The sequence below is a fragment of the Mesorhizobium sp. M0626 genome, from assembly GCF_040320665.1.
GTDB lineage: Bacteria > Pseudomonadota > Alphaproteobacteria > Rhizobiales > Rhizobiaceae > Mesorhizobium.
The window spans coordinates 156,929-182,839 of sequence record NZ_JAMYQD010000001.1; the positions used below are offsets into that span (position 1 = coordinate 156,929).

Sequence of the window (25,911 nt, forward strand, 5' to 3'; positions counted from 1 at the left end):
TCAGGCCGCAAGCTTCGGCGCGGCGACGGCGCTGCCGTTGCTGTCGAAGACCATGATGTGGCGCGGATCGATAAACACCTCGATCTCGGCGTCGGGCTCGAAATCGCGGATGCCGTGGGTCAGCATGACCCAGCGCGCATCGGCAAAATCGAGATGGATGAAGCTTTCCGAGCCGGTGATCTCGGTGATCGTCACCTTGGCGCGCACCGGCACCGCGGCGGCGTTGGGCCGCTCGAGCGACAGATGATGCGGCTGGAAGCCGATCGTGTAGTTGGCGTCGGCAATGCCGGCGAGTTCGGCAGGTACCGGCAGCTTGACGCCGCCCTCGAGAAGGAAATCCGGACCTTTCTTGGCCAGCACGATGGTGTTGAGCGGCGGATCGGCAAAGGTTTTCGCCGTCACCAGGTCGATCGGCTTGCGGAAGACGTCGATGGTCGGCCCGAATTGGGTGATCCGCCCCTCGGACAGCGTCGCCGTATTGCCGCCGAGCAGCAAGGCTTCATGCGGCTCGGTCGTGGCGTAGACGAAAATGGTGCCGGCGGCGGCAAATATCTTGGGCAGCTCGGCGCGCAACTCCTCGCGCAGCTTGTAATCCAGATTGGCGAGCGGCTCGTCGAGCAGCACCAGACTGGCATTCTTGACGATGGCGCGGGCCAGCGCCGTACGCTGCTGCTGGCCGCCGGACAGGCTGAGCGGCGTGCGGTCGAGATAGGGTGTGAGCTTCAAAAGCCCTGCCGCGTTGCGGACTTCCTTGTCGATCTTGGCCTGGTCGGTGCCGGCGACGCGCAACGGCGAGGCGATGTTCTCGTAGACGGTCATCGCGGGGTAGTTGATGAACTGCTGATAGACCATGGCGATCTTGCGCTGCTGCACCGGCATGCCGGTGACATTCTGGCCGTCGAACCAGACTGAACCGGTGGTCGGCACGTCGAGTCCGGCCATCAGCCGCATCAGGCTGGTCTTGCCCGACAGTGTCGGCCCGAGCAAAACGTTGAGCGAGCCGTGCTGAAGCGTCAGCGACACGTCGCGGATATGCTCCACCGCGCCGACCATCTTCGTCACGTTTCTCAGTTCCAGCATGATGCCTCCTCCCAGGCTTTGTGCATCAATCGCCTTCCCTATTCCGCTGCCGCGACATGGCGCCGGCTGATGCCGCGCATGAATTCGTCAAGCGCCGAGGCCTGTTCGCGGCTGAGATGCAGACCCCGCTTGGTGCGACGCCACAATACATCTTCGGCGGTCAGCGCCCATTCGTTTTCGCTGAGGTAGCGTACCTCGGCCTCATAGAGATCGGCGCCGAAATTGCGGCCGAGATCGGCGTTCGACTTGGCAAGGCCGAGCAGCACTTGCGCGCGCGTGCCGTAAAGCCTGGTCAACCGACGCGCCAGGCGCTGGTCGAGGAAAGGATAGGCGCTCTTCAGCTTCGCCACCTGGACGTCGAAACCGGTGGCCGGGAAATCGCCGCCCGGCAAGGGCGCGTTCGCCGTCCACGGCTTGCCGCGCTTGCCGAGAAAACCTTCGACCTTTTCCAGCATCGATTCCGACAACCGGCGGTAGGTGGTGATCTTGCCGCCGAAAGCGTTGACGATCGGCGCCTTGCCCCCGCCGCCATCGGCTTTCAGCACATAGTCGCGGGTCGCTTCCTGCGCCTTCGAAGCGCCGTCGTCATAGAGCGGGCGCACGGCAGAATAGGTCCAGACGATATCGGGACGCGTCACGGCTTCAGCAAAATATTCGCTCGCCGCCGCGCAGAGATAGTCGATCTCGGTGTCGCTGATCTTCACGTCATGCGGATCGCCGGGATAGTCGCGATCGGTGGTGCCGATCAGCGTAAATTCTTCCTCGTAAGGGATGGCGAAGATGATGCGCCCGTCCTTGTTCTGGAAGAAGTAGGCGCGCGGATCATCGAACTTCTTTTTGATGACGATATGACTGCCCTGCACCAGGCGCACATTGTGCACGTCGTTCTGGCCCACAGTGGTCGACAGGACGTGGTCGACCCACGGACCGGCGGCATTGACCAGCAGCCGGGCCTTGACCTCCTCTGCCTCTCCCGTCTGCACGTCTTCCACGCGGATCGCCCACAGATCGCCTTCGCGCCGCGCCCCGACGACTTTCGTGCGGGTGCGGATGGTGGCGCCGCGGTCGGCGGCGTCACGCGCGTTCAATGCCACCAGCCGGGCATCGTTGACCCAGCCGTCCGAGTACTCGAAAGCCTTGTGAAACAGCGGCTTCAGCGGCTTGCCAGCCGGATCCTTGGACATGTCCAGTGTCCGGGTCGCCGGCAGCAATTTGCGGCCACCAATATGATCGTAGAGGAACAGGCCGAGCCGGATCAGCCAGGCCGGGCGCAGGCCCTTGGCGTAGGGCAGCACGAAGCGCATCGGCCAGATGATGTGCGGCGCGTTCTTCCACAGAACCTCGCGCTCCATCAGCGCCTCGCGCACCAGCCGGAACTCGTAGAATTCGAGGTAGCGCAGACCGCCGTGGATCAGCTTGGTCGAGCCGGAGGAGGTTCCGCTGGCAAGATCGTTCATCTCGGCCAGAAATACCGAAAAGCCCCGCCCAACGGCGTCGCGGGCGATGCCGCAGCCATTGATGCCGCCACCGATGACGAAGATGTCACGGACTGCGTCCACAAAGCCCTCCCGCGATTTCGCATTGCAGCATTTTTAGGTTTTTACGAAACCGTAGCGGGATTATTTCGAAATAAGAACGAATGTCAAACGAAATGTAACGGGACCGTGATCGATAGCTTAGCCGAGCGACGTTTCGATCAATTGAACCTCCGCTTCCTCGCAGATCTTGCGCACCGACGGGATGTCGCAACGGTCGGTAATGAAGGTGTTGACTTGCGAGAGATGGCCGATGCGAACCGGCGCGGTGCGTTCGAACTTGGTCTGGTCGGACACCAGGATGACATGCCTGGCATTGGCGATGATGGCTTGCGCCACTTTCACTTCGCGAAAGTCGAAATCGAGCAACGCGCCGTCATGGTCGATGGCCGAGGCGCCGATCACCGCATAGTCGACCTTGAACTGCCTGATGAAATCGACCGCGGCCTCGCCGACAACGCCGCCGTCGGAGCCGCGCACGACGCCGCCGGCGATTACCACCTCGATCGAAGGATAGATGCGCATCCTGTTGGCAACATTGATATTATTGGTGATGACCATGAGCCCGGTATGGTCGAGCAGCGCCTTGCTGACCGACTCGGTCGTGGTGCCGATATTGATGAACAAAGATGCGTTGTCGGGTATCAGCCTGGCCGCCGCGCGGCCGATCGCCTCCTTCTCGTCGGCGGCAATCTTGCGGCGCGCCTCATACTCCATGTTCTCGATGCCGGACGGGAACAAGGCCCCGCCATGAATGCGCGTCAGCAGCCGCTGATCGCAGAGATCGTTGAGGTCCTTGCGGATGGTCTGCGGCGTCACGTTGAAGTGCGTGGCGAGGCCATCGACCAGCACACGGCCATGGTCCTTCGCCATCTGGATGATTTCGGCATGGCGCGGCGACAAATACACTGAGAACCTCCCGTTTTCGTTTTTCTTGTTTGTAGCTGAAAACGAAAGCAATGAAAAGGGAGACGCCGGCTAATGAAATATCGATGATTGCAAAGGCGAACCGGGCAGATACGGCTCAGACCCGCTCCGCCACCTTGCGGGTGACAGCCGCGACTTTACCTGGCGAGCGGATCATCAGGAAATTGCCGGACCAGTATCCCGGGATTCGCCAAGTGCCTTTGATCTCGGTTGCATCACCGTTGATGATGCCGCTGTAGTGAATCGGGTGCGCCTTCAATTGGGCCTTGTCGTATGTCTTGGTAAAGGAGACGGCGTTGCCCTCTCGCTGCCCCTGCAGGCTTGCGTATCTTGCCGTGCTGGTCGCCGCCGGTTCGTGGGTCATCCCCGTCAAGCTGGTTGCCGTCTCGATCAGCGTTGCAACGAAGGAAACCGGCGGCAGTTCGCGCGGATAGAAATAGCGCCCGCTCCAGACGCCCGTCAGATTCTGGCTGACCCCTTCAGCCCTTCCGGCCATATGCTTGCTCGCAAATCCTTGCTGGCTTGCCCCGGCGGCGGCAACCACCCGGGCAATCCCTGTCAGTCCTTCGGGGATCTTGCACACTCGCAGATGACAGTGAAGGCGGTATCGACATCGGCCGCGGTTGTCTCGAACTGGCCTGCCTGGAAGCGGATGGCGACCCGCCCATCGACACGCGTCTGCGTCAGGTAGATACGGCCGTCATTGTTGATGGCGTCGACCAGACGCAGATTGTGCTCGTCGCAGTCAGCGCCGGATGCGGCGCGATGCCGGAACGAGAACAGCGACAGCATCGGCTGGCTGGCGAGCTCGAAATCCTCCTCCTCGGCCAGGCGCGCTGCTATGCCTTCGCTCCAGGCGACGTGATTGCGGATCATGGTGCGCAGCGCCTCAAGGCCATGGGCGCGCAGCAGGAACCACAGCTTCAGCGCCCGGAAGCGACGGCCGAGAGGCACCGACCATTCGGAGTAGTTGATGATGCCGTCATGGCCGCGAGTTTTCAGATAGTCCGGCTTGATCGCCAGCGTGCGCACGAGATCCTCCGGCTGGCGGACGAACTGGATCGAGCAGTCGAATTGCGCGCCCAGCCATTTGTGCGGGTTGAAGACGATCGAGTCCGCGCCCTCGACACCGGTCCAGAAATGCCGGTATTCCGGACAGATCATCGCCGATCCGGCCCAGGCGGCGTCGATATGCAGATAGAGCCCCTGGCGTTTGGCCACCGCGGCCACTTCAGCGATGTCGTCGGTGCCGCCGGTGCTGGTGCCGCCGACGCACGCGATGATGCCGGCCGGCAATAGGCCGGCGGCGCGGTCGGCAACAATCGCCGCTTCCAAAGCCGCGGTATCCATGGCGCGGTAGGTGCCAGCGACGGGAATGCGGACGAGGTTTTCCTCGCCAATGCCGGCGACCCAGATGGCGCGGTCGATCGAGGTGTGCACCTGGTCGGAGGAATAGACGCGCAGCCTGCCCTGCCCGGAAAGACCCTTCTTGTTGCCCTGCCAGTCGAGCGTGCGCTCGCGCATGGTCAACACGGCGGCCAGCGTCGCCGATGATGCGGAGTCCTGGATCACGCCGGAAAAGCCTTCGGGCAGGCCGAGCGCCTGGCGCATCCAGTCGACGATGCGCGTCTCAAGCTCTGTCGCCGCCGGCGAGGTCTGCCACAGCATGCACTGCGCGGCCATCGCAGAGACCAGATATTCGGCCACCACCGAGACGGGTGCTGCATTGGCCGGGAAATAAGCAAAGAAACGCGGATGCTGCCAATGCGTCATGCCGGGCACGATCTTGGCTTCGAAATCGGCGAAGATCGTCTCCATCGATTCCGCGGCCTCCGGCGGAGAAGCTTCGATGCTCCTGAAGATCTCGCCCGGCGCTATGGCAGGTCGCACGGGCCGATCGCGAAGGCCGGCGCGGTAATCAGCGCCCCAGTCGGCGGCGCGCCTCGACCAGTCGCGGAATTGCTCGTTGTCCATGGATCCTCCCGACGCGCCGATCAGCCAGCCGTTTGAATTTTGATTAACATGTTAAATAGAGACAGGCAACCGCGACGAAGGTTCCCGCGCTACCCCGGAAAATCCGGCAGGCTGGCAAAGGCCGTCTTCAACGCGTTCGACCAGCCTTCGGAAATAGCACGATAATATCGATCGTCATGGCCGATGCGCTTTTTCAAACCCACCGTGAACGTGTCCTCCTCCAGGAACAGCAGGTCGAGAGGCAGGCCGACGGACAGGTTCGATTTCAGCGTCGAATCGAACGACACCAGCAAGAGCTTGACCGTTTCAGCCAGGCTCATCGTCCTTTCATAGGCACGGATGATGATCGGCTTGCCGTATTTGGTCTCGCCGATCTGGAAGAACGGCGTGTCGTCGGTCGATTCGATGAAATTGCCCTCGGGATAGATCATGAACAGCCGTGGCGGGCTGCCCTTGATCTGGCCGCCGAGGATGAAGGAGGCGTTGAAATAGGAATCCGCCTTTTCGCCGGCAGGCGACGAGCTGGCGATGACTTCCTTGACGGTGTCGCCGACCAGCCGAACCGTCTGGTACATGGATGGGGTCTCGAGCAGCGTCGCGTGGCGTTCCGCCACCGCCTTGGTGCGCTCGTCGAGCAGGCTGACCACGGCCTGCGTCGTAGCCAGATTGCCGGCCGACATCAGTACGATGACGCGCTCGCCTGGCTCTTCCCAGACATGCATCTTCTTGAAAGTGGAGATCGAATCCATCCCTGCATTGGTGCGCGTGTCCGACATGAACACGAGTCCACGATCGATCTTGAGGCCGACGCAATAAGTCATGGAATCTCTTCAGGCAGCAATCTTGCCGGAGACTACTGCTCTACCGTGACGGTGACTGCAAGCTGTTCCTCCGCCTGTCCCAGTCGAATTCCCGACACCGGCGAGGCGTCGCGATAATCACGGCCGGTGGCTACCCTGACATAGCGTTCATCGGGGGAAATGCCGTTGGCGGCGTCGAAGGCGACCCAGCCGAGACCCTGAACATGGGCTTCGGCCCAGGCATGGCTTGCCGCCTGCTCGATGGCCGCATCCATCATCAGATAGCCACTGACATAGCGGGCCGGAAAACCCATGACGCGGGCTGCGGTGACAAAGATGTGGCTGTGATCCTGGCAAACGCCGGTCTTCAGCGCCAATGCCTCTTCCGCCGGGGTCGTCACGCTGGTGGTGCCCGGCGTGTAGGCGACGCGCTCGACGATCAGGGCCATCAGCCGATGCAGCCTTTCGATGTCGGTACCTTTGCCGACCGCCGCGGCAAGCTCGCTTATGCCCTCGCCGGGGATGGTCAAAGCTGTCTCCTGGCTGAACAGCCACAGTGGCGCAAAGCCGTGATGCGGACCCGAGACGCCTGCTGTGTCGCGCGTGACAACCTCGCCGGAGGCCTCGACGGTGATGAAGTCGCGCTCGCCATCGACGCTCAACAGCCTGTTATCGTTGCCGAAATGGTCGTTAAAGCGGACTTCCTCGCGCGCGCCCTCGATCTTCAGCGCCCAGGACAAGACGGTCTGCGTCGGTCCGCTGACCGGTAACAGGCGCAGCCGCTGCAACAGATAGTGCACCGGCGCGTCGTAGCGGTATTCGGTACGGTGGGTGATCTTGAGCCGCATGCCTATTTTCCGTTTGTAAGCATGATCTTATCCGAAAACCGGGTCCCACTTGTCGCTAGCGCGGCCCTCCGGTTCGCGATCATGCTCAATTGAACCGGTAATCTTGTGCGATCTCTTCGCCAAGCTTGGTGTTGTCTTGAATGAACCTGGCCAGGAATTCGTGCAGGCCGGCGTCGAATATGTCCTTGATCGACCCTGCCTGCAGCATCGCCTGTGTCCTGTCGACGGTGGCGTGGCAGGCATGACGGTCGCCATAGTCGTCGCCCAGGAACTTCAGATGCTCGGCGAGAAAACGATAACAGAAGGTCAGCGAACGCGGCATGCGCACATTGAGGATCAGATAGTCGGCAATATTGGTCGGTTTGTAGTCGGCCTCATAGACCCAGCGATAGGAACGGTGCGCCGACACCGAGCGCAGGATCGATTCCCATTGGTAGTTGTCGAGGCTCGAGCCGACCCAGGAGATCGACGGCAGCAGCACGTAATATTTCACGTCGAGGATGCGTGCCGTGTTGTCGGCCCGCTCGACATAGGTGCCGAGCTGCGAGAAGTCGAAGATCTCGTTGCGCAGCATCGTGCCGTAGAACGAGCCGCGGATCAGCGCCGTCTCGCGTTTGATGGCGTCGAGCACACTCGGCAGGTCGCGCTCGTCGATCGGCTTTGCCAGCATGCGCTTCAGGGCCATCCAGGCTTCGTTGATGCTCTCCCAGGTCTCGCGCGTCAGCGCGGTGCGCACCATGCGGGCATTGTTGCGAGCGGTCTCGATCGCCGACATCGTGCTCGACGGGTTCGAGGTGTCGCGCAGCAGGAAGTCGGCGACGTTGGCGGCGGTATAGTCCTTGTATTTCTGCGTGAAGGTGACGTCGGAGCCGGCGCTGAGCAGCACCGAATTCCACTCTTCCGACGCGCTCTGGGTGCGGGTCAGAGCCATGCGAAGGCCGGCATCGACCAGACGCGCCATGTTTTCCGCCCGCTCGATATAGCGGTTCATCCAGTAGAGCCCGTTGGCGGTGCGGCCGAGAAGCATGTGAAGTGGCCTTCGGGCTAGTGAGTAGGGAATAGTGAGTAGGGATTAGTAAGCATTTGAATCTCTGTGGAATATGGCATTTCTTGTCCCTCTACTGCCTACTGCCTACTGCCTACCTAATCGTCCAACACCCACGTATCCTTCGTCCCGCCGCCTTGCGAGGAATTCACGACCAACGACCCCTCCTTCAGCGCCACCCGCGTCAAGCCGCCGGGCACGATCTGGATTCGGTCGGAGACCAGAACATAGGGTCGCAAGTCGACATGGCGCGGCGACAGGCCTTTTTCTGTCAGGATCGGGCAGGTCGACAGCGCCAGCGTCGGCTGGGCGATGTAGTTGGAAGGCTTCGCCTGCAGCTTCTTGGCGAAATCCTGGCATTCCTTCTTGGTCGCAGCCGGCCCCACCAGCATGCCGTAGCCGCCGGAGCCGTGCACTTCCTTGATGACCAGCTCATGGATGTGTTCGAGCACGTATTTCAGGCTGTCGGGCTCCGAGCAGCGCCAGGTCGGGATGTTGCCGAGGATGGCTTTGCGGCCGGTGTAGAACTCGACGATGTCGGGCATGTAGGAATAAATCGCCTTGTCGTCGGCGATGCCGGTTCCCGGCGCGTTGGCGATGGTGATGTTGCCGGCGCGGTAGACGTCCATAATGCCGGGCACGCCAAGGGCCGAGTCCGGCCGGAAGGTCAGCGGATCGAGGAAGGAATCGTCGACGCGCCGGTAAAGCACGTCGATCTGCTTGTAGCCTTCGGTCGTGCGCATGGCGACGTGGCCGTCTACAACGCGCAGATCCTGGCCTTCGACCAACTGCACGCCCATCTGGTCAGCGAGGAAGGCATGTTCGAAATAGGCGGAGTTGAAGCTGCCCGGCGTCAGCACGGCAATGGTCGGTGCACCCTTGGTGCTTTGCGGCCGCACTGCCGCCAGCGACTGGCGCAGCAATTGCGGATAATTCTCCACCGGCCGCACCTTGATCTGCTGGAACAGCTCGGGAAATAGCTGCATCATCGTCTCGCGATTCTCCAGCATGTAGGAGACCCCCGACGGCGTGCGCGCATTGTCCTCCAGCACGTAGAACTCGTTCTCCGAGATGCGGACGATATCGACGCCGATAATGTGGGTGTAGACGCCGGCCGGTGGCCGCACTCCGATCATTTCCGGCAGGAACGCCTCGTTCCTGGCGATCAGCTCCCTCGGCACGCGGCCGGCGCGCAGGATTTCCTGGCGGTGGTAAATGTCGTCGAGGAAAGCGTTCAGCGCCTGCACGCGCTGCTCGATGCCTTGCGTCAGCCTTCGCCATTCATTGCCGGAGATGATGCGCGGCACGATGTCGAAGGGGATCAGCCGCTCGGAGGCTTCCTGCTCGCCATAGACGGCGAAGGTAATGCCGGTCTTGCGGAAGACGCGCTCGGCGTCCTGCATCTTTTCGGTAAGCCTGGCCGGGTCCTGCTCCTTCAGCCAGCGGTCGTAAGCCGTATACGGTTGTCTAAGCCCGGAAACTTCCGGAAGCATTTCATCGAACGCTGCCAATCGCATACTCCCCTGTGACGCCATTTCACTGGCGTCGCGGGAGAAAATCAAGCGCAATCGGTGATTTGGAGGATATCGGCGATCAGTATGTTCCGACTGCCCAAAATTCGGGCAGTCGGAACAGGACCTTAATCAGGCTCTGCCTTGTCGCCGGGCAAGTGCCTGATGCGGCCATAGCAGTTCACCGTTTCATGGAAACGGCGACCTGCCATGGCTTTTTGCTTCGACGCAATTCCGGGCGGAAAACCGCTTCACACTTTTCCTGGAATTGCTTTAGAATGCGCGGAAAGTGACGACCGTGAAGGTGTCCTTGATTCCGGGAATAATCTGCACCTTCTCGTTGACGAAGTGGCCGACATCTTCCTCGTCGTCGACGTAGAATTTGGCAAGCAGGTCGTAATTGCCGGCGGTCGAGTAGATTTCCGAGGCGATTTCGGCATCGGCGAGCGCGCTGGCGACCTCATAGGACTTGCCCAGATCGCACTTTATCTGCATGAAAAACGTCTTCATTGCCGGTCCCGATCAAGCTTCAGCACACAAGCGGCCCTTGTGGCAGACTGCCGCCCGGCTTTCAAGCATCAGGCCGAGCGCGCCTTGGCGACGGCTTGTCTCAGTTCGGACACCGGCATGCCGCGCCGATACAAGTTGCCGCCGATGACCAGGGCTGGCGTGCCGCGCAGCTTGAAAGCCGTCGCCTGGGCTTCCGTGCGGACAAGGGCAGCGTCGATGTCGGGTTCACGGATGGCGAGGTCGGCACGCACCATCGCCACATCGACACCGACGGAAGAAAGGATGTCGTTGGTGCGGCGTTCCGAAAGGCCGCGCTGGTTGGTCATCAGCGCATCGACCGCCGCGGCATAGTGTTCGCCGCTCAGCAGCGTCACCCGCGCCGCGTCGCGCGACACGTCGCCGAAGATCGGCCAGTCCTTCATCACAAGCCGAATGCCGCTGTCCTCTTCCATCAACTTCTTCAGCTCGACGAAAACGAGTTTGCAGATCGGGCACTGATAGTCGACGAATTCGGCGATGGTGACATCGCCATCGGGGTTGCCGAGCGCTGGAATGGCGGGGTCGAAGGCGACTTCCGTGACGGTCGGCCCAGTGCTTGCCCAGGCGGGCAAGGGAGCCAAAACTGCGAGGCTTGCCGCGCCCTTCAGCAAAAGGCGCCGGTCGATCGGCTGCTTGAACATGGTCGTCCCCTGGTTGCGCGAACGGGTCCCCACCCGTCCCTACGATGCGCGCCCCGCGTTAAAGGAGGCTTAAGCATGATCTTGTGGCACTTGCGTGGCAAATATTGCGGTTGCTGAAACCGTGAGGCTCCGCCAAGCGTATGGTATGATGCGTCCTGGGACAGGTTTTGTTGAGGACAATGGAGACAGGCCATGCGCCGCATCGCATTCGCAGTCGTTTCATTGCTGTTCGCGTTGTTCGTCTCGGCAGCCCTTGCCGGCGACGCCGAAGTCAAGGCCGGCCAGGCCGTCATCGATGGTCAGTTGAAGGCGCTCATCGCCAATGATGGCGCCAAGGCGTACAGTTTCGCCGCTCCAAATGTGAAGCGCATCTTTCCGACCGTCGACACCTTCATGAACATGGTGACCAACGGCTATCCGCCGGTGCGCCAGCCGCAGAGCTATTCCTTCGGCAAGGTCGAGCAGATGGGGCCAACTTCGATAATCCAGCAAGTGCTGATCGTCGGACCCGACGGCAAGGACTATGAGGCGGTCTACACGCTGGAACAGCAGCCCGACGGCAGCTTTCAGATCACCGGCTGCAGCTTGCGCGCAGCGAATTCGCTCAGTACCTGAGGCCCGGCTACAGCACCGGAATATCACCCCTCGCCCATGCCTCGGAAATCTCAGCCGTGCGCGCCTCAAAGGCCCGGGCCTCGATCGCGGCGCGAATGTCCTGCATCAGCTTCTGATAGTAGGACAGGTTGTTCCAGGTCAGAAGCATCGCCCCCAGCGCCTCTTGCGAGCGCACGAGATGGTGCAGATAGGCGCGTGAGTAGTCGCGCGCGGCCGGGCAGTCGCTCTCCTCATCCAGCGGCCGCGGATCGTCCGCGTGGCGGGCATTCCTGAGATTGACCTTGCCGCGCCTGGTATAAGCCAGGCCATGGCGGCCGGCGCGGGTCGGCATGACGCAGTCGAACATGTCGATGCCGCGCGCCACCGATTTCACGATGTCGTCCGGCGTGCCGACGCCCATGAGATATCGAGGCTTGTCGTCAGGCAATTCCGGACAGGTGATCTCCAGCATATTCAGCATCACCGCTTGCGGCTCGCCGACGGCCAGGCCGCCGACGGCATAGCCCTTCAGCTCCATCGCGCTCAGCGCCTGCGCCGAGCGCACCCTGAGTGCTGCGTTGTCGCCACCCTGGACGATGCCGAACATGGCCTTGCCGGGCTGGTCGCCGAACGCTGTCTTGCAGCGCTCGGCCCAGCGCAGCGACAGCTCCATCGCGCGCTCGATCTCCTTGAGGTCGGCCGGCAGCGCTGTGCATTCGTCAAGCTGCATCTGGATGTCGGAATCGAGCAGGCCCTGGATCTCGATCGAGCGCTCCGGCGACATCTCGTAGGCAGCGCCGTCAATGTGCGAGCGAAAGGTGACGCCCTTCTCGGTCAATTTTCTGAGCTTCGACAGCGACATGACCTGAAAACCGCCACTGTCGGTCAGGATCGGCTGTGGCCAGCGGGCGAACTCATGCAGGCCGCCAAGCCGCGCCACGCGCTCGGCGCCTGGCCGCAGCATAAGATGATAGGTATTGCCCAGGATGACGTCGGCGCCGACGCCGCGCACCTGGTCCATATACATGGCCTTGACCGTGCCGCCGGTGCCGACCGGCATGAAGGCCGGCGTGCGGATTTCGCCGCGCGGCATGTCGATGACACCGCGCCGCGCCTTGCCGTCGGTGGCGAGAATCTTGAAGGTGAATGTCTCAGCCATTGAATTCCTTGTCATGGACAGGCGCGCCTGGCGCCTGCCTGTCGAGCGACTGCCGGTATTGGATGCAGCCGCGCATGAATTTCGGCCATGGCGGCACAGCAATCGATGGATCGGTCTTTTCCGGCAGCAGGTCCCACAGGTTGGGATGATGCCAGCATAAATCATGGCCGGTAGAATCTCGGTGCTGGCGAATGCCGGCACGCAATTTCTTCACTTCAGCGATCAGGCTCTCGCGATCAAAGGCTTGCAGATCATCGTCCATCGCTCATCTCCGCTCGATAAAGCAGGCTTGCGTCTCCATAAGAGTAGAATCTGTAACGGTTCTCGATGGCATGAGCGTAGGCCGCACGCATCGTATCTAGGCCGCTGAAGGCCGAAACCAGCATGAACAGCGTCGAACGCGGCAGATGAAAGTTCGTCATCAGCAGGTCGGCGGTCTTGAACCGATAGCCCGGCGTGATGAAGATGTCGGTCGGGCCGGACCAGGCGGTCAGCGAGCCATCAGGCCGTGCCGCGCTCTCCAGCAGGCGCAGCGAGGTCGTGCCGACAGCGATGATGCGCCCGCCCCGCGCCTTGGCGCCATTCAGAGCGTCGGCTGTTGCTTCGCTGACCGAGCCGGTCTCGGCATGCATCTTGTGGTCAGCGGTGTCGTCCGCCTTGACCGGCAGGAAGGTGCCGGCGCCGACATGCAAGGTGACGAAGCGGCGTTCGATGCCTTTAGAGTCGAGTGCTGCAAACAGTTCCGGCGTGAAATGCAGGCCGGCGGTGGGCGCTGCCACAGCACCTTCCTCTTTGGCATAGATGGTCTGGTAGTCGGTCAGGTCGCGCGCGTCGTCGTCGCGCTTCGACGCGATATAGGGCGGCAGCGGGATGCGGCCGACGGCATGCAGCGCCTCGTCGAGAAACGGCCCCGACAGGTCGAAACCGAGCAGCACCTCGCCGGCATCGCCCTTCTCGATCACCGTGGCGTCGAGCTGGCCGAGGAAACAGGAATTGCCGTCATGGCCGAAATGGATGCGGTCGCCGGCGGCGATGCGCTTGCCCGGCCGCATGAAGGCCAGCCAGCGGTCCGGCGCCATGCGCATATGCAGCGTGGCGTCGACCTGCGCCTGCGCTTCACCGCGCCGCCTGATGCCTCTCAACTGTGCCGGAATGACCTTGGTGTCGTTGAAGACCAACACGTCGCCCTGTCTGAGCAAGGACGGAAGGTCGCGCACCGAGCGGTCCAAAAGACCCTCGCCCGGCCTGACCACCAGCATTCTGGCGCTGTCGCGCGGCTCGGCCGGGCGAAGCGCGATGCGCTCCTCAGGCAGGTCGAAGTCGAAGAGGTCGACGCGCATCAGTAGAGCCGGACGAGCAGCGCTCCGGCCAACAGCAGCACCGCGCCGGCGATGCGGCCGAGCGAAATCTCGCGCACCGCCACGCCGAGAAAGCCGACGCGATCGATCAGCATGCCGGCCAGCAACTGGCCGGCAACCAGGAACGCCATCAACGCGGCTGCACCAATGCGCGGCGTAAGAATGGTTGACAGGGTAACATAGAAACCGCCGAGCATGCCGCCGGCGATGAACAGCCAAGGCGCCGGTGCCTTCCAGTCGAGCGAGATGTCCTGCAGCCGCACAACGGCAATGGAGATGATACCAAGCACGATCGCGCCCGACAGGAACGAAAACGCAGCAGCCGCGACCGGGAGCCCCAGGCCGCGCGCCAGCTGCGAGTTGATCGGCGCCTGGACGGCGATGAAGGCGCCTGACAGGATGCCGAGCAGCGACCAGACCACGCCCATCATCTTCGTTTGTCCTTACCTGACGTCGGCCGCGACCTTCAGCGACACGATCTTGTCGGGATCGACGACCGGCTCGCCGCGCTTGATCTTGTCGACATTGTCCATGCCTTCGATGACCTGGCCCCAGACCGTGTACTGGCGGTTGAGGAAGGCGGCATCGTCGAAGCAGATGAAGAACTGCGAATTGGCGGAGTTCGGGTTCTGCGAACGTGCCATCGAGCAGGTACCGCGGCCATGGTTGGCGTTGGAGAATTCAGCCTTCAGGTCCGGCTTTTCCGAGCCGCCCATGCCCGCACGCGACGGCGCGAAGGTCGGCTTCGACGAATTGCCGAACTTCACGTCGCCGGTCTGCGCCATGAAGCCTTCGATGACGCGGTGGAAGACCACGCCGTCATAGGCGCCTTCGCGGGCCAGTTCCTTGATGCGGGCGACGTGGCCGGGAGCCAAATCGGGGAACAGTTCGATGACGACCTTGCCCTTGGTCGTTTCCAGGATGAGCGCGTTCTCGCGGTCCTTGATCTCAGCCATGTCGTATATCCTTTATCTCAGAAAAACAGATTGATTTGATTGGTTTACTTGTCGGCGGCGATGCGTACCTTGATCATGCGGTCGGGCTCGCTGACCGTGCCGTTGTCGGCCTCGTCACCCTTCTTGATCTTGTCCACCAGTTCGATGCCGCTGACGACATTGCCGACGATGGTGTACTGGCCATCGAGGTTCGGAGCCGGCGCGAACATGATGAAGAACTGCGAATTGGCGGAGTTCGGGTCCTGAGAACGGGCCATACCGAGCGTGCCGCGCTTGAAATGTTCGCTCTGCGAGAATTCGGCCGGCAGGTCGGGCAGGTCTGAACCGCCGGTGCCGACGGCCTCGGGGCTGAACCCCTTCTTCATGTTGCCGAACTTGACGTCGCCGGTCTGCGCCATAAAGCCGTTGATGACGCGGTGGAATGCGACATCGTTATAAGCCCCTTCGCGCACCAGCTTCTTGATCTGGGCGACATGCTTGGGTGCCAGGTCGGGGCGTAGCGCGACGGTGACGTCGCCGTTCTTCAAGGTGATGACCATGGTGTTTTCCGGTTCGGCGGCGAAGGCCGAAACGGATGCGGTCACGAGACCGGCAAGCACGACGAGAAACGAGGCGAGCTTTTTCAGCTGCATAAGGGATCTCCGAAGGTCTTTGTTAGGGTGCATGTCGTTGCCCCAAAAACCGGCATCCACTTTGGGGCGACATGCACTATTTCGCGAATTTGGCGGTGAGCGCACCGGCAACGGCGGCCGGTACGAAGGGACGGATGTCTCCGCCCATCGAGGCTATCTGGCGCACAAGTGTGGCGGTAATGGTGCGTACCGATGGGCTGGCGGGCAGAAAAACCGTCTGCAGTTCCGGCGCCATGGTCTCGTTCATGCCGGCCATCTGCATCTCGTAATCGAGATCGGTGCCGTCGCGCAGGCCGCGGATCATGATCGAGGCGCCATGCTTGCGGGCCGCGTCGATGACCAGCCCGTCAAAGGCGACGACCTTGATCCGGTCGCCGTCGCGGCCAAATTCAGCCTTGGTCGCGGCCTCGATCAGCTTCACCCGTTCGTCGAAGGAAAACAGCGGCGTCTTGCCGGGGTGGGTGCCGATCGCCGCATAAACCGTGTCGGCGACAGCCAGCGATGCCTTCAGGACATCGAGATGGCCGTTGGTCAGCGGGTCGAAGGAGCCGGCATAAAGGGCGATGCGATCGGTCATGGGAGGTGCTTCTAGCGGGGCATTGGGCGGAAGGCAAATGCGATTGGGAACATCTGCGTGAACCTTTTCGCAGACATGAACGACAGATGAATGCCTTGATCACGAAGACTTCACGCCGCGTTCGCTAGTTTGCACTTCGGAAAATGAAACCAAAACCCGATCTAACCGTTGGATAGGCGCAGGAGAACACGCACATGCTGATCTACATGCTCGCCACCGCAATGACCGTCGCCATGCTGATCGCCACCGCATTCGGATTGCATAGCGAGGCAGAGCGCGTCCGTGTCCGCACAAAGCGGTTCGAAGGTTTCGGCGCTCGCTGGCCCCACCGTCGCCCCTGATTTATTGCTAGTTCTTGTTTGCGCCGGCCCATCGGGCCGGCGTTGTTGCTCAAACCTATTCGGTGCTGTCCGGTACGGCATCTCCGGCGCCGGCCTCAATGACACCCTCTTCGACATCCTCGTCGGCCTGCGGCTCCGAAATCCGTTCGACCGAAACCACCTTCTCGCCTTCGGCGGTGTTGAAGATGGTCACGCCCTTGGTGGCGCGGCTGGCGAAACGGATACCGTTGACCGGCACCCGGATGACCGTGCCGCCATCCGAAACCAGCATGATCTGGTCGTCATTGCCGACCGGGAAAGTCGCCACCAGCTGGCCGATCTCGGCCACCTTCGACACGTCGGTGGCGCGGATGCCCTTGCCGCCGCGTCCGGTCAGGCGGAAATCGTAGGATGACGAGCGCTTGCCGTAGCCATATTCGGTCACCGTCAGCACATACTGCTCATGCGCCTTGAGCTCTTCGTAACGGCTGTCGGAAAGCTCGGTCTCCTCGCCAATCTCCTCATTGGTGAGTGCAATCTCTTCTTCCTCGCCGGTCACCTCGGCGGCAAGCCGCCGCTCCAGTGCTGCCCGCTTGAGGTAGGCGGAGCGTTCCGCCGGTGAAGCATCGACATGCTCGATGACCGACATGGAGATGATGCGGTCGGTCTCGGCCATGCTTATGCCGCGCACGCCGACCGAATTGCGGCTCTGGAAGACGCGCACATCGCCAACGCGGAAGCGGATGCACTGGCCGGAGCTGGCGGTCAAAAGCACATCGTCATTGTCTGTGCAGGTCTCGACGCCGAGAATCTCGTCGCCCTCCTCCTCCAGCTTCATGGCGATCTTGCCATTGCGGTTGACCTGGACGAATTCGGACAGCTTGTTGCGGCGCACGGTGCCGCGCGTGGTGGCGAACATGACGTCGAGTTCGCCCCAGCTGGTCTCGTCCTCGGGCAGCGGCATGATGGTGGTGATGCGCTCGCCCTGCTCCAGCGGCAGCATGTTGATCAGCGCCTTGCCGCGCGACTGCGGATTGCCGATTGGCAGCCGCCAGACCTTTTCCTTGTAGACGATGCCGCGCGAGGAGAAGAACAGCACCGGCGTATGCGTGTTGGCCACAAACAGCCGGGTGACGAAATCCTCTTCCTTGGTCGACATACCGGAGCGGCCCTTGCCGCCGCGGCGTTGCGCCCGGTAGAGCGACAGCGGCACGCGCTTGATGTAGCCGGAATGGCTGACGGTGACGACCATGTCCTCGCGCTGGATCAGGTCCTCGTCTTCCATGTCGGCGCCGCCGTCGGTGAGCTCGGTGCGGCGCGGCGTGCCGAACTCGTCGCGCACGGCGGCAAGCTCGTCCTTGACGATCTGCTGGATGCGGGCGCGGGACGACAGAATGTCGAGGTAATCCTTGATCTCGTCGCCGATCGTGTTCAGCTCGTCGGCGATTTCGTCACGGCCGAGCGCGGTCAGGCGCTGCAGGCGCAGTTCGAGGATTGCGCGCGCCTGTTCCTCGGAGAGGTTGTAGGTGCCATCCTCATTGATGCGATGGCGCGGATCGTCGATAAGCAGAATCAATGACTCCACGTCCCCGGAGGGCCAGCGCCGCTCCATCAACTGCTCGCGCGCCGTCTGCGGATCGGGCGCGGTGCGGATCAGCTTGATCACTTCGTCGATGTTGGCGACGGCGATGGCGAGGCCGACCAGCACGTGGGCGCGGTCGCGCGCCTTGCGCAGCAGGAATTTCGTGCGCCGGCTAATCACCTCTTCGCGGAAGCTGACAAACGCCTTCAGCATGTCGGTCAGGTTCATCACTTCCGGCTTGCCGCCGTTCAGCGCCACCATATTGGCGCCGAAGGAGGTTTGCAGCGGCGTGAAGCGGTAAAGCTGGTTGAGAATGACGTCGGCGACAGCGTCGCGCTTCAGCTCGATGACGACGCGGTAGCCCTGGCGGTCGCTTTCGTCGCGAATGTCGGAAATGCCTTCGATGCGCTTGTCGCGCACCAGCTCGGCCATTTTCTCGATCATCGAGGCCTTGTTCACCTGGTACGGGACTTCCGTGATGATGATCGATTCACGGTCGTTGCCGCGCTGCTCGACATTGACCTTGCCGCGCATGACGATGGAGCCACGACCCGTCGCATAGGCGCTGTAGATGCCGGAACGGCCGAGCACGATGCCGCCGGTCGGGAAATCGGGACCCGGAATGATCTCCATCAGCGCCGGCAAATCGATCGCCGGATTGTCGATGATGGCGATGGCGCCGTTGCAGATCTCGGCCAGATTATGCGGCGGAATATTGGTGGCCATGCCGACGGCAATGCCGCCGGAACCGTTGACCAGAAGGTTGGGGAAGCGAGCCGGCAGCACCTTCGGCTCGGTGTCGGAGGCGTCATAAGTCTCCTGGAAATCGACGGTTTCCTTGTCGATGTCCTCCAGCAGCTCATGTGCGACCTTGGTCAGCCGCGATTCGGTGTAGCGCATCGCCGCCGGCGGATCGCCGTCGATGGAGCCGAAATTACCCTGCCCGTCGATCAGCGGAACGCGCAGCGACCAGTCCTGCGCCATGCGCACTAAGGCGTCGTAGATCGAGGCGTCGCCATGCGGATGGTATTTACCCATCACGTCGGCGACCGGGCGGGCCGACTTCACATATTTGCGGTTCCAGTGATAGCCGCTCTCATGCGCCGCATAGAGAATGCGGCGGTGCACCGGCTTCAGGCCGTCGCGCACATCGGGCAGCGCACGGCTGACGATCACGCTCATGGCATAAGAGAGGTAGGAGCTCTGCATCTCCTCGATGATGGAGATGGGCTCGATGCCGGTGGGGCCGCCGTCGGCGCCGCGCGGGGGTTTTTGGTCGGTCAAATCGGATCACAATCTAATCAGGAATCATTGACCGCTTATATAGGAAGCACGGCCGAAACTCCAATATTCGTGGTGCTTTTCCAATGACGATTTCAGCGGTAAATTCAAATGGATACCTCTGATTGCGACGATTTGGCCATAACGCATTCGCCGCCGCCAGGGGCAAAAGCCTGCGAAGGACAGTTTTCCAAGCCAGAACGTATCAGGAGGCAGGCGGACGCATTAGCGGGTAGCCATCCGCCGGGCGCGATAGTCGCCGGGCGTTTCGCCCATGACGCGCCGGAAACGGCGGTTGAACGTCGACAAATCGTTGAAACCGGCCTCGAAGGCGATTGCCGAGATGGCATCGCCTGACATGCGCAGCCGCACCGCCGCGCGGTGCAGCCGGGTTCTCAGCAGAAACTGATAGGGCGTCATGCCGGCGACCTGCCGGAAGGTGCGCAGGAAATGATACGGGCTGGTCGCCGTCGCGCAGGCAAGCTCGGAAAGCGAGACCGGCCTGTCGGCATTGAGCTCGATCTGCCGCACCGCCTCGGCAACCCGTTTCTGGTCGCGGCGGCTCGGCGGTCGAACGCCAGGCACCGCATCGCTGGCGACGGGCAGTGCTGCGCCGGCAACTGCCAGTGCTGCACCGGCAATTCGCAGGCCAAGCTCTTCAAAGGCGTCGATGTCGACCATCTCGCGCGCCGCTTCCGCCTCGGCCAGCAGCGATGCGAGCGCCGGCAAAGGCGGCATATGCGGCACGCCGAAGGCGAGCTTGCTCGCGCCGGGCACGTCGCTGGCGATGCGGTCGAGATAGGCCGGAGCGAAGTGGAAGGACAGGCAACGGTCGCCGGCGCCATGCTCATGCCCGCATTCATAGCAGGCGCCGACATTGCCTAGCAGGATTGCGCCCGGCGCCAGCATGGCGGCGCCTTGCCTGGTGCGGTAGCGGAAGGTGCCGCTGGTGACAGCGGCAACGCAGAAGGTGTCGTGCGCCTCCTCGAACGGGCGGTCGCCGGCGCCGGCCGTGCACAGCACGTCGGACACATGCCAGCCCTGCCCCGATGCCAGGTTTTGTTCGCTCGTCGTCATGGCTTGAAAGATAGCAATTTTTCCCAAGCGCGACACCCTGCCGGGGCCTATCGCTTGCAGCCTCCTGACACAACGAAGGCAGCAAGTATGATCGGTACATCCTCCTTTGCCGAAGCGCTCCACAGCGACGGCCCCAACCCCGGTCTGGCTGACAAGCTTGATCTCTACGGCCGCTTCGTCGGCGCCTGGACATTCGATGCCACGCGCCATCTCGAGGACGGCACGGTTCTCACCGGACGCGGCGAGGTGCATTTCGGCTGGGTCCTGGAAGGCAGGGCGATCCAGGATGTATGGATCCTGCCCGCGCGGGATGCCGGCCCCTCGCCTTCTCTCGGCAAATGGACTTTCTATGGCACAACGCTGCGGGCCTATGATCCCGGCTCGGATGCCTGGCACATCTTCTGGAGCGACCCGCGCAACCAATACTACAGCCGCCAGCTTGGTCGCGCCGAAGGCGACACGATTGTGCAGGTCGGCGCCGACGGCACTGGTTCCTCGGTCCGCTGGAGCTTTTCGCGCATCACGAAAGACAGCTTCCGCTGGCTCGGCGAGCGTTCGCACGACGATGGCAAGACATGGCGTCTCGAAGTCGAGTTCCTGGCGCGCCGCGTCGCCCACGACTGATGACGCAACATATTGCAAAAAGGTGACCAAAAGCATGCTTGACCATGTCTCGATCGGCGTCCGCGACACCAACGTTTCGAAGCCCTTCTACGATGCCGCGCTAAAGCCGCTCGGTTATTCCTGCCTCAGCCAGTCGCCAGGCTCACTGGGTTATGGTGCGCAAGCCGTCGCGCTGTGGGTGAACGACGCGGAGCGGCCAGTGCCATCGGACGAGAAGTCCGGTCTGCATTTCTGCTTTGCCGCGCCGACGAGGCAGAGTGTCGTCGCCTTCCATGCCGCCGCCTTGCGTGCAGGCGGCAGCGACAATGGCGCGCCGGGCCTGCGCGCCGAATATGGCGAGAACTATTACGCTGCCTTCGTCGTCGATCCCGACGGCTATCGCCGGGAGGCCTATTGCAACGCTGCCGCCTAACACTGACGCCGTCTCCGGTATCGCCATGTCAGACGGTTCCCACCGGTCGGGCTTTGCTCTACCACTATGGTGGCGCAGGGGTCCGGCCCGGCGGGAGGGGTCAGCGATGCCGAGTTTCGACAGCCTGTTCAACGCCTTCGTCACCATTCTGGTGACCATCGACCCGCCAGGTCTCGCGCCGCTCTTCCTCGCGGTGACACGCGGCATGAACCGCGAGGAACGTCAGCAGGTTTCGGTGCGCGCCTCGATCATCGGCTTCCTCGTGATGGCGTTGTTTGCGGTGGCCGGGGCGTCCATCCTGTCGGTGTTCGGCATCACGCTGCCGGCTTTCCGTGTCGCCGGCGGGTTTTTGCTGTTCTTCATCGCTTTCGAAATGGTGTTTGAGCGCCGCCAGGACCGCAAGGAGAAGATCGGCGACGTCGCCATCACCAAGGACATGATCCACAACATCGCGGCCTTCCCGCTGGCGATCCCGCTGATCGCCGGCCCCGGTGCGATTTCGGCGACTGTGCTACTGTCGGGCTCGTTTCAGGGTTTTGCAGCACAAGCGGCGCTGGTCGGCATCATCTTCGTCTGCCTTGCCATCACCTATCTGGTGTTCGTGCTGTCGGAGCGCATCGACCGCATCCTCGGCCAGACCGGCCGCTCGATCCTCACCCGCCTGCTCGGCGTCATCCTGGCCGCGCTTGCGGTTCAGTTCGTCGCGGATGGCATCAAGGCGCTGATGGCGGGGTAAGCGGCAGCCCCTACTCCACCGCCGTATCGACGACCTCGAAATCGTGAGTGATGACAGCCGTCTTGGCCAGCATGGCCGAGGCCGAGCAGTATTTCTCGATCGACAGGTTGATGGCGCGCTGGACCTTGTCGCGCGACAGCGCGTGGCCCGTGACGATGAAATGCATATGGATGCGGGTGAAGACTTTGGGGTCGGTTTCGGCCCGGTCGGCGTCGAGTTCTACAACACAGTCCTCGATCGCCTCGCGGCCTTTTTCGAGGATGTGGACGACATCATAGGCCGAGCAGCCGCCGGTGCCGATCAGCACCAGCTCCATCGGGCTCGGACCTGGCGTCTTGCCTTCCGGCCCGGGGGCGGTCCCCAGCACCAGTTTGTGGCCGCTGCCGGACTCGCCGACGAAGGTGCGCTCCTCGACCCATTTAATCCGTGCTTTCACGGCAATCTTCCTTTCAGAAAGCGTCACTGGCCGAAGACGACCGTGTGCATGATCCGCCCCGGCAGCAGCGTGAACACGCCGGCGCCGATCAGGGCGAAAACATACAGCGATATCATCACCCTGCGATGTTTGGCGACCCGATGCATATGCGCGTGCCAGACCGCAAGCGGCACGGCGATCAACACTAAAATCGACAAGAGATGGATCGGGCTGAACGGACCGACGAGGCGTATCTGCTGGATCCAGAAACTGGAGATGGCGACGACCATCATCAGCGCCGCCCAGGCATAGCCGACGACACGATGACGCGTCGTGCCTTTCGGCAGCGCCAGTTGCGTAGCGCCAACGGCCAGCGCGGCAAGGGCCGCGAAGGCGTGCCATGGAATGGGAGGGCGCGCCGATAGAAGCGGTCCGAGCGACATCGCACCCTCTCCTCAGATATCGCTGACTATCGTCAGCTCAGAACGGGATTTCGTCGTCCAGTTCGCGCGACGAGCCGCCGCCACCGCCGCCCTTGGAACCGCCGCCACCGCTATTGCCGCCGCGGTTGAAGCTCTCATTGGGGCCAGACTGGCCGAAATCCGAGCCACGGCTCGCGCCGCCGCCGGCATAGTTGCCGACCTGACCGCCGCCCTCGCCGCGAGAATCGAGCATCTGCAGCTCGCCGCGGAATTTCTGCAGCACGACTTCGGTCGTGTACTTGTCGGCGCCGGTCTGGTCTTGCCATTTGCGTGTCTGCAGCTGGCCTTCGACGTAAACCTTCATGCCCTTCTTCAGGTACTGCTCGGCGACCTTGGCGATCTGGTCATTGAAAATGACCACGTTGTGCCATTCGGTCTTTTCCTTGCGCTCGCCGGAGTTCTTGTCGCGCCAGCTTTCCGACGTGGCGATGCGGATGTTGACGACCGGATCACCGGAATTCAGGCGGCGGATTTCAGGGTCCGCGCCGAGGTTACCGACCAGAATGACCTTGTTGACGCTACCCGCCATGACACTTCTCCGTGCTCATCCGAAACAAATTTCAAGTCGTTCACCTTACAGGCCGCGCACAATCCTGGCTTGCCGCGGCTGGCTTTTCCCACAAGGTTTTTGTTCCCTTTTCGTTCCTATACTGTTAACCACGGATTGTCAAGGAATGGCAGCAATCGCCGACGCGGGCGCGTGGATTTAGCTGACACGCAGGGGCGAGAAGCGGTGTCGTCAGCGCCGTTTTTTAGCTGGTGGCAACGGACCGGAAAAGCCGCTCCACTCCATGCCCATGCATGGGCGCGCTGTGCGATCACGGTTGGCGCCGACATCAGCCCGACTGCAGGTTCAGATTTCAGAGCCGGGTCATTCAGCAATTTCCCGATCGCGCGCCCGTGCCACCACACCTGAGCGACGAGCGCCGCTACCACCGCGATCAGGCCCCAGGTCCCCAATCCTTCGCCGAAGATGTAAATCCCGTATGGCGGGGATAGCGCCGTACCCAGCTTGGCCAACAAGATCACGGCCACGAAACCGATGACGGCGATCGCTCCTATACCGAGTACGAGGCGGCGATAGAGCCTCAGAGCCTCGTTGAGGTTCTCGGCGGACGAAAGATCGACGTTGGAATTCATAAATACTACTCCTGCCTCGCGATGATCGGCCCATCTTGTTCCCCACGGCTTAGAGGCCCGGCAGGATCCAATCAATACGCGGCATTCAAAACACCCCTTGCCAAATCGATAAGTATCGACTTATGCTTTTGCCATGATCGAAGCAGAGATTTTTCGCGCCCTGGCCGACCCGACGCGACGCGCCGTCTACGAGCGGCTGACTTCCGGCGAGATGAGCGTGTCGGAGTTGCGCACCGGCATGAGCGTGTCGCAGCCGGCGGTGTCGCAGCACCTTGCCGTGCTGCGCGGCGCAGGCCTGGTCAGCGAAAGACGCGCCGGCCGCAACGCCTACTATCGCGCCGATCCGCAAGGGCTCGAGCCGCTGCTCGGCTGGATCGAACGCTACCGCGCATTCTGGCCGGAGCGCATCGAAAGACTGAAGGCCGTTTTGAAGGACATGGACCAATGACCGACGAAAAGCAGACGCAGACCGCCAAGGATGCCCTCGCCTTCGAATGCGATCTGCCGGACGCACCGGAAAAAGTGTGGCGGGCACTGACCGTGCCGGACCTCTTGGCGGAATGGATGATGCCGAACGACATCAATCCGGAAACCGGCAGCCGCTTTGCCTTTGCCGGGCCTGAGAAGCCGATCGAGTGCGAAGTGCTCGATGCCGAACCGGGGCGCCTGCTGCGCTATTCCTGGCGCGAGCGTTCCGGCGACGCCAACCGCGAGGAGCTGGAGAGCATCGTCACCTTCACACTCGCCCGCACCGTTTCCGGCGGCACGCATCTGCGCATCGTCCATGACGGGTTTGTCCTGACGCCTGCGGTCGCGATGGCCGGCGCCGGCTGCCGGCTCTGGCTGCGCGCATACAAGCCCAAACCGCCTGTCGCCGCCAACGCGCCACGCCTGTTGCTGCGCGCTGCCTGACCCGGAAAAATCAAAACGGAGACAATGAGATGAGCGGCTTTGCCAATCTGGTGCCGATGGTGATCGAGCAATCGAGCCGCGGCGAACGTGCCTTCGACATTTTCTCGCGGCTGCTGCGCGAGCGCATCATCTTCGTCAATGGCGAGATCAATGACGGCATGTCGGCGCTGGTCTGCGCCCAGCTCCTGTCGCTGGAATCGGACAATCCCGACAAGGAGATCTCGCTCTACATCAACTCGCCGGGCGGCGTGGTGACCAGCGGCTTCGCCATCTACGACACGATGCAATATGTCAGCTGCCCGGTGTCGACCGTGTGCATGGGCTTTGCCGCGTCGATGGCCTCCTTCCTGCTGATGGCGGGAACGCCGGGGCGGCGCATCGCGCTGCCCAATGCCAGCATCGTGCTGCACCAGCCTCTGGGCGGCTTCCAGGGCCAGGCCTCCGACATCCAGCGTCACGCCGAAGGCATTTTGCGCACCAAGCGGCACATGGCCGACCTCTACGCTCACCATTGCGGCCGCACCCACGAAGAGGTCGAACGCACGCTCGACCGCGATTTCTTCATGACCGCGAAGGAGGCCAAGGACTGGGGCCTCGTCGACCACGTCTTCGACACCCGCAAGCAGGCAGCGGCCTGATCGGCGGATTGAATGCAGGCCGGTGTTCCCTCAATTTCAACGCCGCTGGTCTGGCCTCGCCTTGAGCGCGGCACTATAGTCTTGCCATGCGCTACCACCTGAACAG

General features: G+C 62.2%; 32 protein-coding genes. 8 read left to right on the top strand and 24 right to left on the bottom strand.

Annotated elements, in window-relative coordinates:
* The 11 genes from NKI37_RS00845 to NKI37_RS00895 all read right to left on the bottom strand — a co-directional run bounded on the left by NKI37_RS00845 (window position 1) and on the right by NKI37_RS00895 (window position 10,910).
* Window positions 1–1,080: an ABC transporter ATP-binding protein gene (locus NKI37_RS00845; protein WP_023684650.1), complete on the bottom strand. Its 1,080-nt coding sequence runs from the start codon at window positions 1,078–1,080 to the stop codon at window positions 1–3.
* Window positions 1,081–1,118: 38 nt separating this feature from the next.
* On the bottom strand, window positions 1,119–2,639 hold the full coding sequence (gene glpD / locus NKI37_RS00850; RefSeq protein WP_023712375.1) for a glycerol-3-phosphate dehydrogenase: 1,521 nt from the start codon (window positions 2,637–2,639) through the stop codon (window positions 1,119–1,121).
* Window positions 2,640–2,756: 117 nt separating this feature from the next.
* Window positions 2,757–3,524, bottom strand: a complete 768-nt coding sequence (locus tag NKI37_RS00855; RefSeq protein ID WP_023734329.1) for a DeoR/GlpR family DNA-binding transcription regulator — start codon at window positions 3,522–3,524, stop codon at window positions 2,757–2,759.
* 115 nt (window positions 3,525–3,639) lie between these two features.
* Window positions 3,640–4,086 (bottom strand): hypothetical protein, encoded by a 447-nt coding sequence (locus NKI37_RS00860; protein ID WP_155923318.1) that lies wholly within the window; start codon window positions 4,084–4,086, stop codon window positions 3,640–3,642.
* A gap of 14 nt (window positions 4,087–4,100) precedes the next feature.
* Window positions 4,101–5,516, bottom strand: coding sequence for a pyridoxal phosphate-dependent decarboxylase family protein (locus NKI37_RS00865; protein ID WP_023688617.1), 1,416 nt, complete (start codon window positions 5,514–5,516; stop codon window positions 4,101–4,103).
* A gap of 89 nt (window positions 5,517–5,605) precedes the next feature.
* A complete protein-coding gene (locus NKI37_RS00870; RefSeq protein WP_352787718.1) occupies window positions 5,606–6,337 on the bottom strand; it encodes a proteasome-type protease in 732 nt (243 codons plus the stop codon).
* Between the two features lie 32 nt (window positions 6,338–6,369).
* Complete coding sequence (locus NKI37_RS00875; RefSeq protein ID WP_023739978.1) at window positions 6,370–7,164, bottom strand: transglutaminase family protein; 795 nt, start codon at window positions 7,162–7,164, stop codon at window positions 6,370–6,372.
* 85 nt (window positions 7,165–7,249) lie between these two features.
* Window positions 7,250–8,191, bottom strand: coding sequence for an alpha-E domain-containing protein (locus NKI37_RS00880; protein WP_023693403.1), 942 nt, complete (start codon window positions 8,189–8,191; stop codon window positions 7,250–7,252).
* 116 nt (window positions 8,192–8,307) lie between these two features.
* On the bottom strand, window positions 8,308–9,720 hold the full coding sequence (locus tag NKI37_RS00885; protein ID WP_023670964.1) for a circularly permuted type 2 ATP-grasp protein: 1,413 nt from the start codon (window positions 9,718–9,720) through the stop codon (window positions 8,308–8,310).
* 273 nt (window positions 9,721–9,993) lie between these two features.
* A complete protein-coding gene (locus NKI37_RS00890; RefSeq protein WP_023670963.1) occupies window positions 9,994–10,230 on the bottom strand; it encodes an Lrp/AsnC family transcriptional regulator in 237 nt (78 codons plus the stop codon).
* 68 nt (window positions 10,231–10,298) lie between these two features.
* On the bottom strand, window positions 10,299–10,910 hold the full coding sequence (locus NKI37_RS00895) for a DsbA family protein (protein WP_023824853.1): 612 nt from the start codon (window positions 10,908–10,910) through the stop codon (window positions 10,299–10,301).
* A gap of 192 nt (window positions 10,911–11,102) precedes the next feature.
* Here NKI37_RS00895 and NKI37_RS00900 point away from each other — a divergent pair, with 192 nt between their 5' ends.
* Complete coding sequence (locus NKI37_RS00900) at window positions 11,103–11,525, top strand: DUF4864 domain-containing protein (protein ID WP_023730151.1); 423 nt, start codon at window positions 11,103–11,105, stop codon at window positions 11,523–11,525.
* 7 nt (window positions 11,526–11,532) lie between these two features.
* On the opposite strand, the gene tgt is transcribed toward NKI37_RS00900, so the two are convergent.
* The 7 genes from tgt to coaD all read right to left on the bottom strand — a co-directional run bounded on the left by tgt (window position 11,533) and on the right by coaD (window position 16,186).
* Window positions 11,533–12,663 (bottom strand): tRNA guanosine(34) transglycosylase Tgt, encoded by a 1,131-nt coding sequence (gene tgt, locus NKI37_RS00905; protein WP_023824852.1) that lies wholly within the window; start codon window positions 12,661–12,663, stop codon window positions 11,533–11,535.
* Window positions 12,656–12,925 (bottom strand): hypothetical protein, encoded by a 270-nt coding sequence (locus NKI37_RS00910; protein WP_023684641.1) that lies wholly within the window; start codon window positions 12,923–12,925, stop codon window positions 12,656–12,658. Before NKI37_RS00910 ends, tgt begins: the two co-directional genes overlap by 8 nt.
* Window positions 12,915–14,003: a tRNA preQ1(34) S-adenosylmethionine ribosyltransferase-isomerase QueA gene (queA, locus tag NKI37_RS00915; RefSeq protein WP_352787716.1), complete on the bottom strand. Its 1,089-nt coding sequence runs from the start codon at window positions 14,001–14,003 to the stop codon at window positions 12,915–12,917. Before queA ends, NKI37_RS00910 begins: the two co-directional genes overlap by 11 nt.
* Window positions 14,003–14,452 (bottom strand): DMT family transporter, encoded by a 450-nt coding sequence (locus NKI37_RS00920; RefSeq protein ID WP_023693398.1) that lies wholly within the window; start codon window positions 14,450–14,452, stop codon window positions 14,003–14,005. The genes queA and NKI37_RS00920 overlap by 1 nt, the downstream gene beginning before the upstream one ends.
* A 12-nt stretch (window positions 14,453–14,464) precedes the next feature.
* Window positions 14,465–14,977, bottom strand: a complete 513-nt coding sequence (locus NKI37_RS00925; RefSeq protein ID WP_023693397.1) for a peptidylprolyl isomerase — start codon at window positions 14,975–14,977, stop codon at window positions 14,465–14,467.
* A gap of 44 nt (window positions 14,978–15,021) precedes the next feature.
* Window positions 15,022–15,516: a peptidylprolyl isomerase gene (locus NKI37_RS00930; protein ID WP_352545852.1), complete on the bottom strand. Its 495-nt coding sequence runs from the start codon at window positions 15,514–15,516 to the stop codon at window positions 15,022–15,024.
* Window positions 15,517–15,685: 169 nt separating this feature from the next.
* Window positions 15,686–16,186 (bottom strand): pantetheine-phosphate adenylyltransferase, encoded by a 501-nt coding sequence (gene coaD / locus NKI37_RS00935; RefSeq protein ID WP_023670954.1) that lies wholly within the window; start codon window positions 16,184–16,186, stop codon window positions 15,686–15,688.
* A 194-nt stretch (window positions 16,187–16,380) separates the two neighbouring features.
* Here coaD and NKI37_RS00940 point away from each other — a divergent pair, with 194 nt between their 5' ends.
* Window positions 16,381–16,527 (top strand): hypothetical protein, encoded by a 147-nt coding sequence (locus tag NKI37_RS00940; RefSeq protein ID WP_023670953.1) that lies wholly within the window; start codon window positions 16,381–16,383, stop codon window positions 16,525–16,527.
* Between the two features lie 55 nt (window positions 16,528–16,582).
* Here NKI37_RS00940 and gyrA read toward each other — a convergent pair whose 3' ends face one another.
* Window positions 16,583–19,372 (bottom strand): DNA gyrase subunit A, encoded by a 2,790-nt coding sequence (gene gyrA / locus NKI37_RS00945; RefSeq protein WP_023696506.1) that lies wholly within the window; start codon window positions 19,370–19,372, stop codon window positions 16,583–16,585.
* A 222-nt stretch (window positions 19,373–19,594) separates the two neighbouring features.
* Window positions 19,595–20,446, bottom strand: coding sequence for a helix-turn-helix transcriptional regulator (locus tag NKI37_RS00950; RefSeq protein WP_023739981.1), 852 nt, complete (start codon window positions 20,444–20,446; stop codon window positions 19,595–19,597).
* 87 nt (window positions 20,447–20,533) lie between these two features.
* Here NKI37_RS00950 and NKI37_RS00955 point away from each other — a divergent pair, with 87 nt between their 5' ends.
* The 3 genes from NKI37_RS00955 to NKI37_RS00965 all read left to right on the top strand — a co-directional run bounded on the left by NKI37_RS00955 (window position 20,534) and on the right by NKI37_RS00965 (window position 22,218).
* A complete protein-coding gene (locus NKI37_RS00955; RefSeq protein WP_023706193.1) occupies window positions 20,534–21,070 on the top strand; it encodes a hypothetical protein in 537 nt (178 codons plus the stop codon).
* 34 nt (window positions 21,071–21,104) lie between these two features.
* Window positions 21,105–21,482: a VOC family protein gene (locus tag NKI37_RS00960; RefSeq protein WP_023715840.1), complete on the top strand. Its 378-nt coding sequence runs from the start codon at window positions 21,105–21,107 to the stop codon at window positions 21,480–21,482.
* A gap of 106 nt (window positions 21,483–21,588) precedes the next feature.
* A complete protein-coding gene (locus NKI37_RS00965) occupies window positions 21,589–22,218 on the top strand; it encodes a MarC family protein (protein WP_023670949.1) in 630 nt (209 codons plus the stop codon).
* Window positions 22,219–22,228: 10 nt separating this feature from the next.
* Here the strand turns inward: NKI37_RS00965 and NKI37_RS00970 are convergent, their stop codons facing one another.
* From NKI37_RS00970 to NKI37_RS00985, 4 genes are all read right to left on the bottom strand, one after another.
* Complete coding sequence (locus NKI37_RS00970) at window positions 22,229–22,654, bottom strand: OsmC family protein (protein ID WP_023706191.1); 426 nt, start codon at window positions 22,652–22,654, stop codon at window positions 22,229–22,231.
* 23 nt (window positions 22,655–22,677) lie between these two features.
* Complete coding sequence (locus tag NKI37_RS00975; RefSeq protein WP_023726685.1) at window positions 22,678–23,076, bottom strand: DUF2306 domain-containing protein; 399 nt, start codon at window positions 23,074–23,076, stop codon at window positions 22,678–22,680.
* Between the two features lie 37 nt (window positions 23,077–23,113).
* On the bottom strand, window positions 23,114–23,644 hold the full coding sequence (gene ssb, locus NKI37_RS00980; protein ID WP_023715842.1) for a single-stranded DNA-binding protein: 531 nt from the start codon (window positions 23,642–23,644) through the stop codon (window positions 23,114–23,116).
* A gap of 116 nt (window positions 23,645–23,760) precedes the next feature.
* On the bottom strand, window positions 23,761–24,255 hold the full coding sequence (locus tag NKI37_RS00985) for a hypothetical protein (RefSeq protein WP_023715843.1): 495 nt from the start codon (window positions 24,253–24,255) through the stop codon (window positions 23,761–23,763).
* A gap of 133 nt (window positions 24,256–24,388) precedes the next feature.
* Here NKI37_RS00985 and NKI37_RS00990 point away from each other — a divergent pair, with 133 nt between their 5' ends.
* From NKI37_RS00990 to NKI37_RS01000, 3 genes are read left to right on the top strand one after another with little or no spacing between them, the layout of a single operon-like run.
* On the top strand, window positions 24,389–24,703 hold the full coding sequence (locus NKI37_RS00990; RefSeq protein ID WP_023670944.1) for an ArsR/SmtB family transcription factor: 315 nt from the start codon (window positions 24,389–24,391) through the stop codon (window positions 24,701–24,703).
* The gene (locus tag NKI37_RS00995; RefSeq protein WP_023696505.1) at window positions 24,700–25,167 is read left to right on the top strand and encodes an SRPBCC family protein; all 468 of its coding nucleotides are present in this window, start codon (window positions 24,700–24,702) and stop codon (window positions 25,165–25,167) included. The genes NKI37_RS00990 and NKI37_RS00995 overlap by 4 nt, the downstream gene beginning before the upstream one ends.
* Window positions 25,168–25,196: 29 nt before the next feature.
* On the top strand, window positions 25,197–25,805 hold the full coding sequence (locus NKI37_RS01000; protein WP_023684630.1) for an ATP-dependent Clp protease proteolytic subunit: 609 nt from the start codon (window positions 25,197–25,199) through the stop codon (window positions 25,803–25,805).
* Window positions 25,806–25,911: the final 106 nt, after the last annotated feature.

What these genes read in the sequence shown, in the direction of transcription:
- NKI37_RS00845 (WP_023684650.1), bottom strand. Translation starts at nt 1,080, where the DNA reads ATGCTGGAACTGAGAAACGTGACGAAGATGGTCGGCGCGGTGGAGCAT.
- NKI37_RS00865 (WP_023688617.1), bottom strand. Translation starts at nt 5,516, where the DNA reads ATGGACAACGAGCAATTCCGCGACTGGTCGAGGCGCGCCGCCGACTGG.
- NKI37_RS00870 (WP_352787718.1), bottom strand. Translation starts at nt 6,337, where the DNA reads ATGACTTATTGCGTCGGCCTCAAGATCGATCGTGGACTCGTGTTCATG.
- NKI37_RS00875 (WP_023739978.1), bottom strand. Translation starts at nt 7,164, where the DNA reads ATGCGGCTCAAGATCACCCACCGTACCGAATACCGCTACGACGCGCCG.
- NKI37_RS00880 (WP_023693403.1), bottom strand. Translation starts at nt 8,191, where the DNA reads ATGCTTCTCGGCCGCACCGCCAACGGGCTCTACTGGATGAACCGCTAT.
- NKI37_RS00890 (WP_023670963.1), bottom strand. Translation starts at nt 10,230, where the DNA reads ATGAAGACGTTTTTCATGCAGATAAAGTGCGATCTGGGCAAGTCCTAT.
- NKI37_RS00895 (WP_023824853.1), bottom strand. Translation starts at nt 10,910, where the DNA reads ATGTTCAAGCAGCCGATCGACCGGCGCCTTTTGCTGAAGGGCGCGGCA.
- NKI37_RS00900 (WP_023730151.1), top strand. Translation starts at nt 11,103, where the DNA reads ATGCGCCGCATCGCATTCGCAGTCGTTTCATTGCTGTTCGCGTTGTTC.
- tgt (WP_023824852.1), bottom strand. Translation starts at nt 12,663, where the DNA reads ATGGCTGAGACATTCACCTTCAAGATTCTCGCCACCGACGGCAAGGCG.
- NKI37_RS00910 (WP_023684641.1), bottom strand. Translation starts at nt 12,925, where the DNA reads ATGGACGATGATCTGCAAGCCTTTGATCGCGAGAGCCTGATCGCTGAA.
- queA (WP_352787716.1), bottom strand. Translation starts at nt 14,003, where the DNA reads ATGCGCGTCGACCTCTTCGACTTCGACCTGCCTGAGGAGCGCATCGCG.
- NKI37_RS00920 (WP_023693398.1), bottom strand. Translation starts at nt 14,452, where the DNA reads ATGATGGGCGTGGTCTGGTCGCTGCTCGGCATCCTGTCAGGCGCCTTC.
- NKI37_RS00925 (WP_023693397.1), bottom strand. Translation starts at nt 14,977, where the DNA reads ATGGCTGAGATCAAGGACCGCGAGAACGCGCTCATCCTGGAAACGACC.
- NKI37_RS00930 (WP_352545852.1), bottom strand. Translation starts at nt 15,516, where the DNA reads ATGGTCATCACCTTGAAGAACGGCGACGTCACCGTCGCGCTACGCCCC.
- coaD (WP_023670954.1), bottom strand. Translation starts at nt 16,186, where the DNA reads ATGACCGATCGCATCGCCCTTTATGCCGGCTCCTTCGACCCGCTGACC.
- NKI37_RS00940 (WP_023670953.1), top strand. Translation starts at nt 16,381, where the DNA reads ATGCTGATCTACATGCTCGCCACCGCAATGACCGTCGCCATGCTGATC.
- NKI37_RS00950 (WP_023739981.1), bottom strand. Translation starts at nt 20,446, where the DNA reads ATGACGACGAGCGAACAAAACCTGGCATCGGGGCAGGGCTGGCATGTG.
- NKI37_RS00955 (WP_023706193.1), top strand. Translation starts at nt 20,534, where the DNA reads ATGATCGGTACATCCTCCTTTGCCGAAGCGCTCCACAGCGACGGCCCC.
- NKI37_RS00960 (WP_023715840.1), top strand. Translation starts at nt 21,105, where the DNA reads ATGCTTGACCATGTCTCGATCGGCGTCCGCGACACCAACGTTTCGAAG.
- NKI37_RS00965 (WP_023670949.1), top strand. Translation starts at nt 21,589, where the DNA reads ATGCCGAGTTTCGACAGCCTGTTCAACGCCTTCGTCACCATTCTGGTG.
- NKI37_RS00975 (WP_023726685.1), bottom strand. Translation starts at nt 23,076, where the DNA reads ATGTCGCTCGGACCGCTTCTATCGGCGCGCCCTCCCATTCCATGGCAC.
- ssb (WP_023715842.1), bottom strand. Translation starts at nt 23,644, where the DNA reads ATGGCGGGTAGCGTCAACAAGGTCATTCTGGTCGGTAACCTCGGCGCG.
- NKI37_RS00985 (WP_023715843.1), bottom strand. Translation starts at nt 24,255, where the DNA reads ATGAATTCCAACGTCGATCTTTCGTCCGCCGAGAACCTCAACGAGGCT.
- NKI37_RS00990 (WP_023670944.1), top strand. Translation starts at nt 24,389, where the DNA reads ATGATCGAAGCAGAGATTTTTCGCGCCCTGGCCGACCCGACGCGACGC.
- NKI37_RS00995 (WP_023696505.1), top strand. Translation starts at nt 24,700, where the DNA reads ATGACCGACGAAAAGCAGACGCAGACCGCCAAGGATGCCCTCGCCTTC.
- NKI37_RS01000 (WP_023684630.1), top strand. Translation starts at nt 25,197, where the DNA reads ATGAGCGGCTTTGCCAATCTGGTGCCGATGGTGATCGAGCAATCGAGC.